We start from the raw sequence: 17,997 nt of genomic DNA on the forward strand, positions 1-17,997 counted from the left end.
CTTTCCAATTTGCCTCTGGCGGTCCCTACTCGTTTTCCTTACATTCCTACTAACTCAGTGACGAGACGTATACCAAATACGAGCAATAGAAGACGATGAAAGACCAATTGACGATCTCTATATCAACTATCAATGGCTCAAGACATTGGTACTTCAGTAAAAGGATGCAACGCAACATAAAAACGTTTTTCGTTTTTTTTGTTGTTGCTCTGGCCGCGACCATAATCTTAATTCATCACTTGTACACTCGCGTTGATAATGCAGCGTTAAAACAAGCTGAATTGACAGAACATTCACGCACCATGGGTGAAGAGCTCAGCACACTGAAAACACTTAAATCAGAGCTAGAAAATGACCTTTCAGAACGGGAAGAACGGGTACAACTTGTTTCGGAACGTTTGGGTGAATTAGAGAAAGTGCTTGGGGTTGGAGAACATACCTCGACAAATAACTTGGATGCTAGGCTCGATGCGGCGGCGATAACCTCAAACGTTCGCATGGTGTTATTAAACCAAATACCAAGTGGCTCTCCAGTCGGCAAGGTACGGCTATCTTCCGGATTCGGTAAGCGTATCCATCCGGTGACAAAAGTTGCCAAGATGCATCGTGGGCTCGATTTTGCCGTAAATATCGGCACCAAAATTTATGCCCCTGCCGATGGGGTAGTGGAAGTCACCCGCCGCAGTAATAAAGGCTCTGGTAACTTCCTCAGGCTGCAACATTCTTTCGGTTTTTCGAGTTCTTATTCGCACTTGAAAGCGTTCAAAGTAAAAAGTGGTCAGTTCGTCAAAAAAGGGCAACTGATTGCAATTTCCGGCAACAGTGGGCTCTCTTCTGGCCCTCACCTGCATTACGAGGTGCGATTTGTTGGGCGAGCACTGAATCCGAAACCATTTGTCGATTGGAGCCTTAATGATTTCGAAGACATTTTTACTAAGGAGCGAAGAATACGATGGGAATCTTTAATCAAAACAGTGGAACAACGAGTAGCTCAGCAGCTTCAACTCTCATCGCCAAAGGCTGTTCTCTTAGCGGAGAACTCAAAGTAGAAAACGATGTCCAGATTGATGGCATCGTCGATGGTCAAATTAACGTGGAAGGCACTCTCGTTGTCGCAGAAAGCGGGCGAGTAAACGGTGAAATTTACGCTAAACAGCTGATCATTAACGGCATGATGGACGGAAACTGTCACGCAGAACACATTCAAGTGCTTGCCAAGGGACGCGTAAGCGGTAGGATCTGGAGCAATAACCTCAGCATTGAACCTGGTGGCAAATTCTTTGGTGAAGCAGCCGAATTACCTGAAAAGGAAGTGGTAACGTTAAAGGGTAAGGCTCAAGACGGTGCGATCACAAAAGAAAACAACACCAACAATGAAAAGCGACTTTCGCGTAAATCAGCATAAAAGCTTTGATTAAAGTGCTTAAAAAAGACGGCTTTCACGCCGTCTTTTTTATTACTATTGCCACGATTTTCGTCAGAAACTACGTGATTATTCGGCCGGATTTAAAACCATCACCGAGCGTTTTGCTTGTGGACCAAAAGCTGATTTTGCATGCGCTTTCACTTCATCTAACGTCACACTTTTAGCCACTTTCTCAACGTCAAGTAACACATCGACGCCGTAATCATGCACCAAATAACGAGTATATGCCCATGATCTCTGTGCTGGGTTATCATCCAATCCTTGCATCGCGACTGCCAGTTGTTTCGCGGCCGTATCCACTTCTTTTTGGGTAATATTTGACGCTAAATCATCAAACACTTTGCCCAGTTTACTCTCTAAAAGTGCCACCTCTTCGGGCTCGACTTGAGACTCCAAGAGCCAATCAGAGATGGGTTCGCGATCTTGTGTCATGGTGTAAATGCTCGGGCTGTAATCAAGGCTAGACTCTTCTCGCACAATATCCAAAACACGTGCATTACTAATACGTTGCAAAATATCTTCGATAACCGTGTCTCTTGCCGTACGTTGGTAATCGCTCGTATTAGTCAAACGCATTACATACAACGATGAAGGTTCATGCCCATCCGCAACCACAGTTCGCTCCGGTACTTCCGGGTTAAACGCAACGTGATAATCAATCGAACGACTCGGTTTCATTTCGATAGAGGCCACATACTTACGCAAAAGTGGTGTAATTTCTTCCGGCTCTACGTTTGCAACAATAACCATCTTAAAGCCATCATTGGTTTTGAAAAGTTGCTCATGCACCGCTAGTATCTGCTCGGAAGTCACTTGTTCAACATCATCACTGGACACTATACGATGACGACTCCCCGGCAAATAAGAATTGCCGTTTGCTTTTTGAATCAGTTTGCCCATCGGTGATTCAAAAAAAGCGCCGCTCTGCTGTTTAAACTCTTGCTTCGCTGCCGCCATCTGGCGCTCGTCGACTTTAATCTCCGTCGCTAGGTTGTATAGTCCATTCAAAGCATCAGTTAGGTGCGTATTTGGCGCCGTAATTTGCGCTCCGTGACTGGTCGCATCAAGCATCGCGCCAAGCGCAATGTTGTTTTTGCGTAAGTAGCTATCTAGCTCTGAACCAGAAAATGCCCCTAACCCACTGCGTATTGCCGTTGTTGCTGCGATTTCATAAGCGGCATACAACGTCGGATCAACAGCGGCTTTACCACCTTGGCTCGCATAGTAAATATACGCTCGACCACCCGCTTTAGTATCTTTTTGGAACCACACTTCGACACCGTTTGATAGCGTATAGACTTGAAAACCACCCGCTTCCTGACGCATGCTCGTGATGCTGCCTTCCTGGGTAGGCTTTAAGAATCCATCCACTTTGTCATACATCTCTAACGGTTTTTCGCCAGTTTGAAGATAGGCACTGTTTAGAGCGGCAAATACACCGTTGAACTGCTCTGACGTTTCGCTTTTCCCCAAACCAATAAAAAAGCTTGGCTGCTGAGATAACAAAGCCGTCAATTGTGTGTTAATGCTCTCTAAATTCTCGTTGTTGATGAATTCTGCCAAACTCTGGGCATAATTCTCTTTTGATTGGCTGACACTGTCTTGTCCAATTTGAAAAACACGTGCTTCTGCGTAACTGTTTGGCTTACGCTGACTCCAATCTGAATCAATATTTGCAAGTTCACCTTGCCAATTTGACATAACGCTATCTAACTCGGATTGAGTCGCACCATAATCTCTTAACGACGCCAAGGTACGAATGAAAGTCTGGTGCATTTGTTCGCGGCGATCTGGTGCAAACGAAATCCCTGCCGACATCATACGCTGATAGTTAGAGTAATAGGGCTCTGCATAAGCGTATTGAAAAGGTTCAGCGGCATCACTGAGTACACGGATCAAACGCTGTTGAATGAGTTGTGTTGCGACTTCATCACGCCACACTTCATGTTGTTGCTCAATCGTCGTGCCGCCACTTAGACCACGCTCAATCACTAAATGAAGACTTGGTGATTCCATCGTGTTACTTGGCAAGATTCTGTTTTCGTTGTTCACTCGAATATCGCGGCGCTTCTCTATTACCGTATCCGAGGTACTTTCCCAGTTCGAGAACTTGCTTTTGATAATCTTGGACAGTGAATCTACGTCGATATTACCGGTCACAATCAACTCGGCATTTTGTGGCTGGTACCACTTGTCGTAAAACGCCTTTAACTTACTCGAGGAAGCATTTTGAATCGCTTCGCGAGTACCTATTGGGTCATGCTCACCATACATAGTGCCTTCAATCGAGGCTTGGTAAGCATGCATAGAAAAGGACTTATCATCCGGATTAGCACGTCGCCATTCCCCGAGAATCACCCCTTTTTCTTTCTCTACTTGCTCAGGAGCAAACTCAAGTCCGTTACCGATATCTCTCATCCACTTCAGGGCATCTTCTAGCTTCGTATTATTCGCAAGGTCAAGTTGGTAAGACGTTTGCTGATAACTGGTAAAAGCGTTGATATCAGCGCCAAAGCTACCACCAGATTGCTCGAAAAGTTTGACAACGTCGTTACCGGTAAAATGCTCACTACCATTAAACGCCATATGCTCAACAAAGTGAGCGTAACCCTTTTGAGAAGATGTTTCTTGGAATGAGCCGATATTCATCACCAAACGGACCGAGACTTCTTGGTCTTCTGTTGGATAAAGATGGTATTTCATACCGTTCGATAACTGGTCCACGTGCCAGTTGGCGTCAGGTTGAATCGGCGTCGACTGTTGTATCAGAGCACACCCTGACACTAATAACGCGGGGACTAACAATATACTGCGCATAACGATTGCCCATAACAATGATTAAGCTAATCAATATATATCCGGTGCTATAACCTTCACATTTTTAATGGATTGTCAGACACGCAAATGTGATGAAGATCACCATTTATTGAAATCAATTCTCATTTACAAAAATCGACAAATCCTTACTTTACAAATACATAAAAAATATCGTTCCAAATCCTTTTGCTTATTTGATGTAAAACTCAAATTCGCGACATGGAGTCAGTATTTATTTTGAGCAATAAAATATAATTATTGAACAGATTCGAATCTGACTTTCTGCTGCATATTCAACAGCACAGAGAGTACTGATGAGAATAAAAACACAACAACTATTATTCAAAGATCTACTATTCGCTTTATGTTCAAAAATCTATCACTAAAAAACAAACTGGCAATCTCTGCCAGTGCCGCCATCATTCTAGGGGGAGTGCTGGTAGAGGGGCTGTCTTTTCGAGATTCATTAAACAGGCTCGATGTCGAAGTCGCACAGCGACTAGAAAGCACTAGCGCATCTTACAATCAATACGTAAAGGACTGGCTACTCTCTAAAGAGCGCGCACTAACTTCACTCTCTTCTGATTCAGAGAAACGTTCTCTGGTTACGCATTTGAAACAAGTCCGAGACTCTGGCGCGTTCGATAACGTTTTCCTCGCTTACCCGGACGGGTCACAAGACAACGCTAATGGGGTGGTTTTGCCACCAGGTAATAACGATCCTCGTAAGTGGGGTTGGTATACCAATGCAATCGCCAACCCATCGAAAGTCTTTATGGATAACCCAACCGTCGCAGCAGCCACGGGGGCTAACGTCGTGTCGCTCGGTAAAGCCCTGCAATTGCATGGTCAAACCGTCGTTCTGGGTGCTGACGTAGAGATCGGTGATATCCTGAACAGTCTGAACCAAGTGATCCTACCGGGTGAAGGTTATATGTTTATTGCCAATGAACAGGGCAATATTTTCACTCATAACAACGGTAAACTGCTGAATCAACCGGTTAGCAAGCTAGGCCTCAACAACAACGACATTACGTCTGCCGCACGTTCAGGTACAGAGCGTCGCGTCTCTATTAACGGCACCGAATATGTGATTTACGCGCGCCACATAGAGGGTACCAAGCTCACAACAGTGACGGTGTTAGATCAAAACTCGTTGGTTGCCCCACTCTACGATGCTGTTTGGGATCAGATCATCGCAACCACCATCGTCGTCGTTATCTGCGTAGCTTTGTTTAATCTGCTATGTAACATCTTGTTCCGTCCGCTCTACAACGTTTCGAATGCGCTTACACAAATCGCAAACGGTAGCGGCGACCTAACTCAACGCATCAAAGTAGAAAACCGTGACGAAGTTGGTGAGCTGGCTGAAAACTTCAACCAGTTCGTTGAAAGTTTGCAGCAACTTATTGGTCACATTCGTCACCAAGCGGAAGAACTGAGCCAACAATCGGAGCTGAGCACGAATCGCGCGAATCAATCGGTTTCCGATCTGAACCATCAGCAACAAGAAATCACGATGGTGGCGACCGCTGTGACTGAAATGGCATCGGCAACGCAAGAGATTGCAGCACATGCAGAGCAGACGGCTAAAGCCGCTCAAGACTCTTCAGCAAGCACACAAAATGGTCATGAGTTGGTGATCAACTCCAAATCGTCCATCAATAATTTGTCTTCTGAAGTCAACCAAGCGAGCGTTGTCATCGGTGAGCTCAACCAGCACGCGCAAGACATCTCAACCGTGCTATCAACGATTCGAGACATCGCAGAGCAAACCAACTTACTGGCTCTGAATGCGGCGATTGAAGCGGCGCGTGCAGGTGAACAAGGTCGCGGTTTTGCCGTTGTTGCAGACGAGGTTCGCGTGCTATCACAACGCACACACACCTCAACCGAAGAAATTCGCTCGACGATCGAGACCTTGCAGCAAACCACACAACGCGCTGTGACTATCATGGATACAAGCTCTCAGCTCGCGCAAGGTTCGGTGGAAGATGCTGATCGCGCAGCACTGGCTCTGGATGAAATCAACGCGGCCGTTGCGCTGATCAGCGATATGGCAACGCAAATTGCGACAGCCGCCGAAGAGCAAACGCACGTAACCAATGAAATCACGCAAAACGTCACGTCCATTAAAGATGTGACCGATCACTTGGTAGTTGGTGCCGAAGAATCGATGAATCAATCTGCTGAGCTGAAATCGCAAGCTGAGGATCTCAACTCGAAAGTGGCGACGTTTAAACTGGCTTAAACGCCACATTAAGGACGCTCTTAAAAACAATAACCCCCCGCTAGCAACTTTGTTACTAGCGGGGTTTGTTTTTATGGATCGACGTTTTTATTGCAGATAGCTTTCGAAAGACGTAAACCTACACCGCCACACACATCGGCGTGCCTGAGATTGGGTCGTTAAATACTCTCGCTTGTAAATCAAACACCGATGCCAACATACCTTCTGTCAGTACCTCTTGCGGTGTTCCCTGCGTGACTAACTGACCTTTTTCCAACACCACCAAATGATCGCAGTAACGGCACGCTTGGTTTAGATCGTGCAGCACTACGACCACTGTTTTGCCTTTGTCGTTCATCTGCCTCATGAGTTTCATCAGCTCAACTTGGTGAGAGAGATCCAAGTAAGTGGTTGGCTCATCAAGCATCACTACGTCGGTATCTTGCGCCATTACCATCGCAATCCACGCCCTTTGCCTTTGACCGCCAGACAGCGATTCAACTGACTTGTCAGCAAACTCAATCACGCCAGTATCTTGCATTGCTTGCTCGACCAAGGCTTTGTCTTGTTGACTTAACCTGCCCCAATGAGAGAGATAAGGCGAGCGGCCATATTCGACCAGTTTTCTGACGGTAATGCCTTCAGGGCTGACAAGAATTTGCGGCAGCAAAGACAACGAACGCGCCAAGCGTTTATCCCCGTAGTTGCTTAGTGGTTTTTCGTCATACAACACTTGGCCAGAAGCGGGTTTATTGATGCGTACCAAGGTTTTTAATAGTGTCGATTTACCGCAACCATTTGGACCAACTAGTGCGGTAATTTTACCTTGAGGAATCGACAAAGAGAGATCTGGAATGATGGTCTGTTTGCCGTACGCGACGGATAAGTTCTGCGTTCGTAACATGCTTACCAACCTCTATAACGATACAAAAGAAAAATGAAATATGGTGCGCCAATAACAGATGTCAGCACTCCCGCTGGTAGCTCAATTGGCGGCTGTAAGCCTCTCGCTAAACCATCGGCGCAAATCACCAACAAAGCGCCAAGGGTTGCAGCGGCTGGAATTAACAACTTGTGGTTGTGGCCAAACAGCAAACGCGCAAGATGCGGCGCAAGCAGGCCAACAAAGCTGATCGTGCCTGCCACAGACACACTGATGCTCGCCAATAACACGGCAGCAATCAGCGCAAGAATTTGGGTCTGTCTTGGTTTCATGCCAAGCGTAGTAGCGCTTTCTTCTCCCAGTCCCATAACATCTAGCCGCCAAGCCAGCCAAAACGCCAATGGCAGTAGCAGCAATAGAGCACTCCAAATAAACGGCACTTGTTGCCAATTTCGTCCCCACAAACTGCCGGTTAGCCATACCATCGCCGTGTTGATTTCGATAGGGTGCACAATCAGAAGAAAATCGATACCGCTGGCTAAAAATGCGCTGACAGCAACACCAATCAGCGCCAAACGTGCTGGTGTTGGTTTCGACCAGTAAGCCAGCACAGCAATAAAGCCAGCAGCAAGCAAGCCTCCCGCCATGGCGACCATCGGCAACATTGCCACTGGCGCATTCGGATACAGCACCAAACAAGCGGTAGCCGCCAGTCCTGCTCCGGCGCTTATCCCCATTAAATCTGGTGAGGCAAGTGGATTACGGATGACGCCTTGAACTAAAACGCCTGACAGCCCCAACCCAGCGCCCACGCCAATGGCGAGCAACATTCTCGGTAATCGATATTGGTGAATCACAAAGTCCGAGTCAGAGAAAGAAAACAGTAATGCAAAAACCTGTTGAGCCGACATGTTCGCCGCGCCAACAAACAGCGTGAGAGAAGACGCAATCAGCAACAATCCAACTAATGCAAACAGTTTGGTTTGATTCATCATGATGATTTCCTCATTGCAATCGCGATAAAGCAAGGTGTGCCCAACAGCGCGGTAATCACGCCCACTGGCGTTTCAGCCGGAAAGGCAATCGCGCGTGATAAAGCATCTGACCACGTCACCAATGCCGCGCCACACAAGGCGGAAACCGGAATGAGAATGTGATAGTTGTGACCAACAATCGGGCGTACCAAGTGCGGCACTAACAACCCGACAAAGCCAATTGGCCCAGCAATCGCTACGCTAGTTCCTGCCAACAGCACAACCGCTAAACCACTGATAAATCGCGTAAGACGAATGTTACCACCTAGCCCAACAGCAACTTCGTCCCCCAACGCGAGTAAATTTAAGTTTCGCGCTAAGCCCATGGCGAGCACCAAACCTAAAGTCGCAAAAGGCCACAGTTGCTGCCACTGTTCAGAATCTACCGCGGAGAGTGAACCCGTTAACCAATGCAACACGCTGTAAGCCATGTCATCCGCCAAAATTACCGACGCACGAGTTAACCCTATCAGCAGTGCACTGATGGCAATGCCCGCTAGCACTAAACGCAATGGGTGAGAACGCGCGGAAAAAAAACCGCCCAACAACATGACCGCACCACCACTTAGTAGCGCGCCGAGTACTGCGTTGATGATTGGGTTCAATTGACTAAAGAATGGTACGCCGATGGACGCCAAGGCCATAAAACAAGCCGCACCAGCATTAATGCCGAGAATGGATGGCGACGCCAAAGGGTTACGAGTTAATCCTTGCATCAGCACTCCGGATACCGCAAGCGAAGCGCCAATTAATAACCCAGCATAGGCACGAGGCGCACGCAGCGTCGCGAGGATTTGATGCAGCATATTGCCCTCATCAAACGCAAACCAATAGCTTGTCAGATCATTAACGCTCAAGGAAAAGTTGGACCAGCCAATCATTGAGGCTGCATAGCCTGAGAGCGTACACAACGCCATAGCACAGACAAACAAGCTCGCTTTCCAATGCGATTTGCTAACCGAAGACGCGCTTTCCGAGCTTATCGCCGCACTCATGAGCGCTCCAATAACGCTTCAAGATTGCGGGCAATTTCTTCCGCAGCCAACATGCCGCGATTTAACGACCACAGTTCAGGAGAAACCTCAACAATTTGCTGCTTTTTCGCAGCAGTTAGCAACTTAAACAATGGATTTTTGCGCCACTCATCCACAATATTTGGTTGAGAGTAAAGTCCAACTAACAACCAATCAGGGTTGGTTTTTAGTAAAAGTTCGAAACTGGTTGGGATATACGCTTTTTGCTCAGATGGAGCCAGCGGGCTTTGGATGCCCAGCGTACTCAAAACGCCCCCAGCGTAAGAAACCGGGCTATGCAACCACATCCCTTTGTCAGAAACCACACCAAACTGAATGGTTTCTTGTGTTGCAAAATGCTGTTTGAACTCCGCCATTGTCTGTTTGTGCTGCTCAATTCGTTGTGTCATTTTCGCTTGTTTGCCAATTGCCACGCCGATTTTGTGTGCGGATTCGAGATTTTCTTGATATGTCTCACCACGGCTTTTTAACAGCAAAGTTGGCGCAATTCGCTGCAAATCTTGATAAATCGCGCGATGACGTTCTGCATCAGCAATGATCAAATCCGGCTTGAGCACCGCAATCGCCTCTAAACTCGGTTGCGAGCGCATGCCGACCGATTGCCAAGGACCAACCTTGGCACGAACAGCAGGAATGACTCGTGTGGCATCGTTGTCATCGGCGACGCCTACAGGTGAGACATCGACTGCCGCTAATGCATCGACAAACGAAAATTCTAAAACCACAATACGTTGAGGTATCGCTTCTAGCTCAAAAGTGCCTTGCTCATCTTGCACGCTGCGCGCCTGAGAAAATGCGCTAAATGACATCAAAGCTGAGCTCAACAGCATCAGCAAAACGGTTGAAAAGTGTTTGATCGTAAATTGTTTTTTATTTTTCATCTTGCTTTTTTCCAGTGCTAAGAGTTTTCCATTACCTAAGATCGGCAAAGTCGCCAAGGTAAATTGGCGACTTTTCTTTTCAAACTCGGTGAACGAAACGCTTAAAACTGATAGTTCAGATCCAGTGTGTAAGAGCGTCCCGGAGCTGGGTACCGACCAACTGGGCTTGTATCAATCCCGCGGAAGTAATACTCCTCGTCAAACAAGTTGTTCACCGCAACATTCATGCGTAACTTGCCTTTGTCGTCTTTGTATAAATCCGTCCCCAAGTTGAAGTTCCACACCATGTAAGATGGTACTTTACCCGTTGCGCCAGTTGCATCTTCGGCACTGGTGTTGGCGTTATCGGTATACGAATCACTAAAGTAGAAGCCCGATAGCGTGGTGTCCATGCCGTAAAATGCGTAGGTTGCATCCCAACCAAGCTGATGCTTAGAGGTGTAAGGCAGTTGATTACCTTTATTCGCGCCTTCTTCTTCAAGCGTAGCGTCTAGATAGTTGTAGCTTGCGCCTAAACTCAGTGCAGGTAGTGCTTCAGGCACGTAACGAGCAGAAAGCTCTATGCCTTGGTGAAGTGTTTTTCCGATGTTATCGAAGGTCTGCGTTGAGCTTTGCCATTGCAATTGATCTTCAAAGTCGATGCGATAAAGTGCAGCGTTAAAGCTGGTCGCATCTTGGGTGTAACGCGCGCCGACTTCGTAGTTCCAAGCCAGTTCGCTACCTTCTTCACCCAAACCTCGGATGTAGGCAATTTGTGGCGCACGAAGTGATTTTTGCGCGTTCGCATACGTCACCCACTGGTCAGTTAAGTTGTATGCCACCGTCAAACCTGGCAACCATTCCGTCACGGTGTTGTCTGCCGTTTGTTTTTTACCACGATCGGTAAACGTCATTCGAACCGACTCAACACGCAACCCAGGCGTTACCTTCAATGTATCATTGAACAAACCAATTTCGTTGCTAACGTATCCAGCAAACGCGTCCGTATCTAGATGCCAATCACGCGGAACGCTGGTTGCACCACCGGCGATTGGAGTCTGAGTGAGTTTGTAGTCAATGTCTTCATTAACATAACGGGTACCCACGATCCAGTTTTGAGTAACGGATTTACCTTCGCCAAAGTACATCGCCATTTTTGGCTCTATACCATACACGGTAAATTCACGTGGAGAGGTACGAACGTCCGTCGCTGGCAGAGCCGGATCCGCCCAATGGCCACCCGCGCTGTTAAAGCCCCACTTGAAAAGACGCTCTGACTTATGGCCAAACGTTAGCACTTCTAGCTCGGCACTGTCGGCAAATGGCAAATCGTGGATGTACTTAACACTCCAGCGCGTCGACTTACCTTCATAATCATCGTAAGGACGTTTCGATTGGTGACGATCTTGCTCGTAATCTTGTGGCGAAAGTGCGCCCGGCATTTGCGTTTCAGCATCGTAACGTTGCAGGAATGCTTGAATCTCTTGAGTGTCACTCAGTAGCCACTGTGCTTTGGCTTGGAAGTTCTTCACGTCCGTATCGGAATGTTCACGGAAGCTTTCACCTTTTAGGAAGTTACCTTCCAACTGTAGTGCAAATGTGTCGCTTAACCAGCCGCCCGTGCGTAGGTAAAAATCATTCAGCGGCGCATCACCGCCATCAAACACGGTAAGGCGGTTACTGATTTCAGTTTGCCACGTGTGTGGAATCGGTTTGGTCACTAAGTTGATCACACCACCGACGTTGTTTGGGCCGTACTGTACTGCGGCACCACCGCGTACAATGTCAATACGATCAAGCATCGACAGTGTTGCTGGGAAGATAGACTGACCAGTGTGACCATATGGCGCAAGTGTTAGCGGTACACCATCCATCAAGAACTGAGCATGACCACTACGGCTTGCTTTCAAACCACGTACGGAAATGTTAGGCAATACGCCCGTTCCGCTTTCATCCTGAACTTTAATACCCGGCACGCGCTGTAGCGCGTTATCAATCGAGCCTGCGGCGGTTTTCTCGATTTGATCGCGGGTAATGACGGTACGAGCACCTGGGTACTCTTTGACGTCTTCAATTTCAGATTTACCAATCACGCTACCAGTGACAACGACGGTTTCCATCGCGGTAGTTTGTTCTTTTTTAGCAGGAGCGGCAACCGCGCTCATGGATGTGGCAGAAGCGATTGCAATCGCAAGCACACTGTAAGTGGTAGACAAACCAGCACGTACACGCACTTTACCATCCAAATTCTGGTAAGACATTAAGATCTCCTTTGCGAGAAATTGAGCCTCGGGCAGAATACATCCCGTAGGCTCTCGGGGCTAAACATCCTCAATATGAGGAAAAAATCGGCTAACAGGCGCTAACTACGCACAAAAAGCCTAGAACTGATATCCGTAGCTGAGCATAAACTCGGCTGGTGCGCCGTAGCCAATCTGGTTTAAGCCAGACGTGCCGTTTGTTGCGCCAAGAATGTATTTCTCATCCAAAATGTTGTAAGCGTTCGCTTGGATTTTATGACGACCAGTGGTGTACGCCGCCATCAAATCCACCGTTGTGTAATCGCCAAGTGCGACAGCTTCGTCGTTACCTGCGTAACGGTCGCCCACGTACTTCACACCACCGCCTAAACGCCAGTTGTCATTCAATTGGTAAGTGCTCCAAAGAGAGAACAAGTGGTCTGATACATCGTTCGGCTTTTTGCCTGTGGCTTTGTCTTCCGCATCCAAATAGCTGTAACCCACAGAGATGTCCCACTGTTTGGTGATTTGGCCGCGAGCCTCTAATTCAATGCCTTGGTGACGCACTTCAATTTTATCGATCACATCGCCGTCCACGTTAGTTTGTGGTTGCTCTTGATCAATCTGGAACAGTGCCGCATTTAACATTAATGCGTTATCCAAAAGGTACGCTTTCGCACCCACCTCTTTTAAGTCGGTGTGGAAGAATTCCGCCAATTTTGGATTGATGTAGATACCAGCGTACGGTAACTGCCAAGAGCGCGCTAAACTGGCGTATACGGATGTGTCGGAATTGATGCGGTATACCAAACCAGCACGGTAGCTGACTTTGTCATCATCCAATTTTTCCTTATCTGAGCCCGCTTTTTGTTGTTCGAGTTCCATCGAGTCGTAACGCACGTTACCGATCAAAGAAAGGTCACCCCACGTATAGACGTCTTGCACATACAAACCTGTCGTGGTGGTGGTATTGTCACGAAATGGCTTAAAGCCCGGATCAGGCGTTGGACCAACGACTGGATCGTAGATATTTTGCGCAGGAAGCGTTTTGTCACTTGCCAACGTTAGGTCGATATCGATCTGGTTGAAATCTGCACCCACCATCAATTGATTGTCCCTGGTTTCCCAAACCAACTCAGATTGTAAAGTGGTCGTAGTACGTGGATCGTAACCAAAGTTGTTGACGGTTTGAGACACTTCATTACCCGTCACTTTGCCCTGACGCATGCCTTTTTGCTCAAGTTCGATATGGTTGAATGCCGCTCGGTTGTTCCATACCCATTGATCATTCAGACGCCATTCGTAATCCACCGCAATACGGAGACTGTCTGACTCCTGATAGTCGTTTGTGCCGCCAAAGTAAGTGCTTACTGGCAAATCAACTGGCTTGCCATTTTTTGATGGCACACCACGATACGGCACTAGTTCTTGATGGGCGTATTCCACGTCAATATCAAGGGTGTGACCTTCCGCTGGTAACACACGAATGGTCGGTGCAATGAAGAAATCGTTTGAATCAACATGATCAACGTACGAGTCGGCTTGACGGTATTCCAAGTTAATACGCCCGTTGACCTTATCTGTAAACGCCATTGAGCTGTCGACCTGACCAACATATTGGTTGTTGCTGCCTACACTACCGTTTACGTGAGTAAAATTCTCACCGTTAGCGCGTTTCGTCACCAAGTTGATGATGCCCCCAGCCGAACCACGGCCATACAAAGCACCCGCAGGGCCTTTCACAATTTCAACGCGTTCAACGTTCGCTAAGCTGCGGTAAGACTGCAACGTACCGTCATCTCGCAAGCCATCACGGTACATATCGTTGAGTGAATCAAAACCACGGATCATGAACTGATCGCGGCTGCCTTCGCCCAAGGTGTTATTGACCCCGGCTACCCCATCTAGCGCATCCACTAAGCGCACCGCGCCTCGGTCTTGCATTTCTGTTTTCGTTACTACGGATACCGCTTGTGGCACATCAAGCCATTCCACATCGGTTTTGGTGCCTGATTGAGGCATGTGTTCAGCATAACCTTCGTACTGATGCCCGAAGACTTGAATCGTTTCAGTTGCTGATGAGGTTGAGTTCGTCTCTTCTGAAGCCACTGCGCTTGGTGCTACTAGTGAAGAACCAATCGCGACCGCCAAGGGGGTCAGGGTCAATAATTTATTCATTCCATAATTCCGTTTAGTTGTTATAAAGCCAACGGATGGAAATAAGAACAAATATTATTTCTATTTGCAATATTAATTTTATGCTCTATATTTATTTACCCTAAAAACACAACTAACAACAAAAAAAACCAAACATAATAACAATAAACACTAAAACTTCTGCCCTCCGTCTCGCGAGAGGCACATTGGAAGACGACCGTGAGCGACTTTATCAACGTTAGAAGAAAATGTTAGAAAATTAGGAAAGCTCATGAAATCTACGATGATTATCGTAAGTCATGTCGTTAACGATGCAGTCACTCACGGCTTCGTGCCTGCAGCTAAAGCGATGGACCTTCACGTCGTTCTTATCACCGACCACAAGCTAAGCCATTTAGAGCTGGCGAGTCGTGATAGTCACTTTAATCCGGATACCATTCTAGAATGTGATGTCTTCAACCCATTAGAACTCATCGAAACCATCACGGAGCATGAATTAAAGCCAGACGCTATTTTCAGCAATAGTGATCACTTACAAACTTCCACCGCCATCTGCGCGCAATTTTTTGGCCTTCCATCCAAAGATTGGTCTGTCACGTTAAAGGCCAAAAACAAACACTTAACTCGACAAGTGTTAAATGAAAAATCCTTACCCAACACACAAAGCTGTTTGCTGCATCGCCATTCGAATGTGGCATTAGGCATGGCCTTCCCTGTCGTAGCAAAACCCAAAGAAGGCGTGGCAAGTTTAGATGTACAGCGCTGTGACTCCCAAAGCGAGCTCGATGCTTACTGCGAGGCGTTTTGGCAAAAGCACCCAAACGCCGCCATTCTGGTGGAGCAGTTTCTTCAAGGACCGTTGGTTACGCTCGAAACTTTAGGAGACGGTAACCAACTTATCGCCGTGGGCGGTTTTGATGTGTCGCTCTCTGAGCCGCCTTACTTTATCGAAACCGCCGCAGACTGGAACGGACCAAACGGCATTGCTCACCGAGAAGCTTGCTTGGCTCAACTGAAAGCGTTCGGCGTTGGTTTTGGAGTTTGCCACAGCGAATTTATCATCACGGAAAACGGCCCAGTTTTGGTGGAAATTAACTACCGCAGTATTGGAGATGGCCGCGAATTCTTGCTCAACAATCTCGCTCACTTCGGTTGGTTTAGCACAATTTTAGGTCTGCATTTGGGCCGAAGATTGGACGGCGATTACCAAATTCATGGCTCAGCACACGTGCACTATGTGGTTGCGGAACACAGTGGTGTTATTGATGGAGATTCGACCTCCTTCATCCAACACGATGGCGATGTCATCACCCAGCAACAGGTACTAAAAACCGCGGGAGAACACTTCCAACAGAGTTATTCCAATAAGGATTATCTCGCCCGAATTTCGATTGTCTCACCATCAGGGCGAAACCTCGACCAAGCGCTGCAGAACGCGCTTAGCAATTTCGATCTCGCTCCGACTCGTGAGGTGGCAGCATGAATGACAACGCTTTGTATCTAACGCAACGATTGATCGACACTTGCTTACGCGAAGACATGTTTGGCATTTTGTCGAAAGCCAAGTTCAGTAGCGACGCGCCAAAAGGGGGAATTGTTCCTCAAGGCGAGCAAGTCTGGCTGATATTTGCCAACTCTGATTTCACGTTGTATTTACCCGTTGCGCCAACGTATTACATGCAGCACTGGCGCTACGGTCACGCCAATGACGAAACACCACCAGGTTGGTGGGTGGAGAAAAATGGCCAAGTCGAGCATCAACAGCATTACAAAGAGTGGATTACACTACTAACGACACTGGCGCATGAGAGCTCTCACGAATTGTTGGCGGGGTATCTTCAAGAACTGGAATGTGCAGAGAAACACAAAGCGCTGTGTGACCAAGCGTTTCATCATCACGCAGACCAAATTTCTCAACCAATATCCGAGCTTGGTTCTTGGCATCAAAAACTGCTGCTAGCCGACCAGATCGCTTCTTACCTTGACCATCCGTACTATCCAACTGCGCGGGCGAAGTTTGGTCTGAGCGATGAAGACCTTGCTAAGTACGCGCCCGAGTTTGCACCAAGCTTTGCTCTGCATTGGATTGCGATTGAAAAATCACTGTTGACATTAACCAGCGAACAACCTGATTGCTGGCCAACCATGGAGCAAGTTGGGCTTCCTGCTGATTTTGCACTGAGCCACGTACTGTTCCCTGCGCATCCGCTCACCCTGCGATCTTTAGAAGCCTTACCCGAAGGTATGATAGAAGCGCCTTTAACGTATCTAGACGTGACGCCGACGCTTTCCGTTCGTACGGTGGTCGTGAACGACGCACCGCACATTCACATCAAGGTTCCGCTGATCATGCGATCGCTAGGCACGAAAAATATTCGCTTAATCAAGCCTTCAACACTGTATGACGGCCACTGGTTTGAACGCCTACTCAGCCACCTTGAACAAACGGACGCCGACTTAAACAGTCGCTTGTTCCATTGCAACGAAAAACACGGTGGACACATCGGCGAGGATAAAACCTTCGCGTACATCGTACGTGAGTATCCACTTACTCATTGCGAAGACAAAGCGTTAGTTCCGGTTGCAGCACTAGCAAGCCCAATGCCTGACGACCGCTTGTTCTTAGAACATTTGGCAGAACATTACTATCAACAAGATACGCTGGCGTGGTTCCAAGATTACGTCGATCTATTATGCCAAGTGCACCTCACCTTGTGGCTTCGTTATGGCATCGCATTGGAGTCCAACCAGCAAAACGCCATCGTTGCATTTGATCAACAGGGCAGAATGACGCTCGCGATGAAAGACAACGACGCGGCGCGAGTTTGGCCAGAGCGCTTCCGCTTTGCAACAGACCATGCTGCCGAAAAACACGGCGCAAAAACAATTCCAGTGGATTGCGATGAACTGCTCGACCAACGCATCAAAGTCGACAATGAATTGGCGCTCGGTCAGATGTTTACCACCATCACACTGCAACTGGATATCGCAGCGATTGTAGAATCTATGGCAGCGAAGGGCATTGCCTCTTCAGCATCGCTTTACGCCATCGTGGCCAAAAGCATTGCAGAGCAACTCAACCGATTAGAAGGCGAAGGGTTAGAGACAAAACTGGCTCGCGAGTTGCTGCAAGAGGCACCTGACTTATACGCCAAGTACTTGTTGAGCTCTGGCAGTTTGCTTTCGAAAGAAGCCTCCGGCGCGAGCGACATCAATAAGTTCTATGGTTTGTCGGCTCCGAACTTCTTGCTGCTTTCTAGCGAAGAAGCGCAACGCGCCTACTTAGAAGCCATCAAAAAAAGCGTACGTTAAACGA

The 17,997-nt window shown here is 47.6% G+C and carries 12 protein-coding genes; 5 read left to right on the forward strand and 7 right to left on the reverse strand.

Translation table 11 applies throughout. From position 1 onward, the window contains the following. Window positions 1-95: 95 nt before the first annotated feature. Both R7E42_RS09780 and R7E42_RS09785 read left to right on the forward strand, forming a co-directional pair. Window positions 96-1,049 carry a M23 family metallopeptidase gene (locus R7E42_RS09780; protein ID WP_213873729.1) on the forward strand — a complete coding sequence of 318 codons (954 nt, stop codon included), beginning with the start codon at window positions 96-98 and terminating at the stop codon, window positions 1,047-1,049. Beyond that, window positions 953-1,405 (forward strand): bactofilin family protein, encoded by a 453-nt coding sequence (locus R7E42_RS09785; RefSeq protein ID WP_081007941.1) that lies wholly within the window; start codon window positions 953-955, stop codon window positions 1,403-1,405. The genes R7E42_RS09780 and R7E42_RS09785 overlap by 97 nt, the downstream gene beginning before the upstream one ends. Before the next feature lie 87 nt (window positions 1,406-1,492). Here R7E42_RS09785 and R7E42_RS09790 read toward each other — a convergent pair whose 3' ends face one another. Further along, a complete protein-coding gene (locus R7E42_RS09790; protein WP_318072615.1) occupies window positions 1,493-4,243 on the reverse strand; it encodes a M16 family metallopeptidase in 2,751 nt (916 codons plus the stop codon). A gap of 364 nt (window positions 4,244-4,607) precedes the next feature. On the opposite strand from R7E42_RS09790, the gene R7E42_RS09795 reads away from it, so the two are divergent. Continuing rightward, window positions 4,608-6,494, forward strand: a complete 1,887-nt coding sequence (locus R7E42_RS09795; protein ID WP_053350167.1) for a methyl-accepting chemotaxis protein — start codon at window positions 4,608-4,610, stop codon at window positions 6,492-6,494. 118 nt (window positions 6,495-6,612) lie between these two features. Here R7E42_RS09795 and fecE read toward each other — a convergent pair whose 3' ends face one another. The 6 genes from fecE to R7E42_RS09825 form a co-directional block, all read right to left on the reverse strand. Further along, window positions 6,613-7,377 (reverse strand): Fe(3+) dicitrate ABC transporter ATP-binding protein FecE, encoded by a 765-nt coding sequence (gene fecE / locus R7E42_RS09800; RefSeq protein ID WP_130545694.1) that lies wholly within the window; start codon window positions 7,375-7,377, stop codon window positions 6,613-6,615. A 2-nt stretch (window positions 7,378-7,379) separates the two neighbouring features. Continuing rightward, window positions 7,380-8,351, reverse strand: a complete 972-nt coding sequence (locus tag R7E42_RS09805) for a FecCD family ABC transporter permease (protein WP_213915592.1) — start codon at window positions 8,349-8,351, stop codon at window positions 7,380-7,382. Further along, window positions 8,348-9,307 carry a FecCD family ABC transporter permease gene (locus R7E42_RS09810; protein WP_370687806.1) on the reverse strand — a complete coding sequence of 320 codons (960 nt, stop codon included), beginning with the start codon at window positions 9,305-9,307 and terminating at the stop codon, window positions 8,348-8,350. Before R7E42_RS09810 ends, R7E42_RS09805 begins: the two co-directional genes overlap by 4 nt. A 74-nt stretch (window positions 9,308-9,381) precedes the next feature. Next, entirely contained in the window at window positions 9,382-10,305 is a 924-nt protein-coding gene (locus R7E42_RS09815; RefSeq protein ID WP_239938802.1) for a Fe(3+) dicitrate ABC transporter substrate-binding protein FecB, read from the reverse strand. A gap of 101 nt (window positions 10,306-10,406) precedes the next feature. Further along, a complete protein-coding gene (pvuA, locus tag R7E42_RS09820) occupies window positions 10,407-12,545 on the reverse strand; it encodes a TonB-dependent siderophore vibrioferrin receptor PvuA (RefSeq protein ID WP_053303931.1) in 2,139 nt (712 codons plus the stop codon). Between the two features lie 120 nt (window positions 12,546-12,665). Further along, complete coding sequence (locus R7E42_RS09825) at window positions 12,666-14,702, reverse strand: TonB-dependent siderophore receptor (protein ID WP_318072616.1); 2,037 nt, start codon at window positions 14,700-14,702, stop codon at window positions 12,666-12,668. 250 nt (window positions 14,703-14,952) lie between these two features. Between R7E42_RS09825 and R7E42_RS09830 the strand changes: the two genes are divergently transcribed. Together R7E42_RS09830 and R7E42_RS09835 are read left to right on the forward strand one after the other, a co-directional pair. Then, window positions 14,953-16,164: an acetyl-CoA carboxylase biotin carboxylase subunit family protein gene (locus R7E42_RS09830; RefSeq protein WP_213905535.1), complete on the forward strand. Its 1,212-nt coding sequence runs from the start codon at window positions 14,953-14,955 to the stop codon at window positions 16,162-16,164. Further along, entirely contained in the window at window positions 16,161-17,993 is a 1,833-nt protein-coding gene (locus tag R7E42_RS09835) for an IucA/IucC family protein (RefSeq protein WP_318072617.1), read from the forward strand. Before R7E42_RS09830 ends, R7E42_RS09835 begins: the two co-directional genes overlap by 4 nt. Window positions 17,994-17,997: the final 4 nt, after the last annotated feature.

Source organism: Vibrio sp. Vb1337 (assembly GCF_033338715.1).
Classification (GTDB): domain Bacteria; phylum Pseudomonadota; class Gammaproteobacteria; order Enterobacterales; family Vibrionaceae; genus Vibrio; species Vibrio alginolyticus.

Excerpts from the sequence above, each read along its gene's own strand:
- R7E42_RS09780 (WP_213873729.1), top strand. The coding sequence starts at position 96 with ATGAAAGACCAATTGACGATCTCTATATCAACTATCAATGGCTCAAGA.
- R7E42_RS09785 (WP_081007941.1), top strand. The coding sequence starts at position 953 with ATGGGAATCTTTAATCAAAACAGTGGAACAACGAGTAGCTCAGCAGCT.
- R7E42_RS09790 (WP_318072615.1), bottom strand. The coding sequence starts at position 4,243 with ATGCGCAGTATATTGTTAGTCCCCGCGTTATTAGTGTCAGGGTGTGCT.
- R7E42_RS09795 (WP_053350167.1), top strand. The coding sequence starts at position 4,608 with ATGTTCAAAAATCTATCACTAAAAAACAAACTGGCAATCTCTGCCAGT.
- fecE (WP_130545694.1), bottom strand. The coding sequence starts at position 7,377 with ATGTTACGAACGCAGAACTTATCCGTCGCGTACGGCAAACAGACCATC.
- R7E42_RS09805 (WP_213915592.1), bottom strand. The coding sequence starts at position 8,351 with ATGATGAATCAAACCAAACTGTTTGCATTAGTTGGATTGTTGCTGATT.
- R7E42_RS09810 (WP_370687806.1), bottom strand. The coding sequence starts at position 9,307 with ATGGCGTTGTGTACGCTCTCAGGCTATGCAGCCTCAATGATTGGCTGG.
- R7E42_RS09815 (WP_239938802.1), bottom strand. The coding sequence starts at position 10,305 with ATGAAAAATAAAAAACAATTTACGATCAAACACTTTTCAACCGTTTTG.
- pvuA (WP_053303931.1), bottom strand. The coding sequence starts at position 12,545 with ATGTCTTACCAGAATTTGGATGGTAAAGTGCGTGTACGTGCTGGTTTG.
- R7E42_RS09825 (WP_318072616.1), bottom strand. The coding sequence starts at position 14,702 with ATGAATAAATTATTGACCCTGACCCCCTTGGCGGTCGCGATTGGTTCT.
- R7E42_RS09830 (WP_213905535.1), top strand. The coding sequence starts at position 14,953 with ATGAAATCTACGATGATTATCGTAAGTCATGTCGTTAACGATGCAGTC.
- R7E42_RS09835 (WP_318072617.1), top strand. The coding sequence starts at position 16,161 with ATGAATGACAACGCTTTGTATCTAACGCAACGATTGATCGACACTTGC.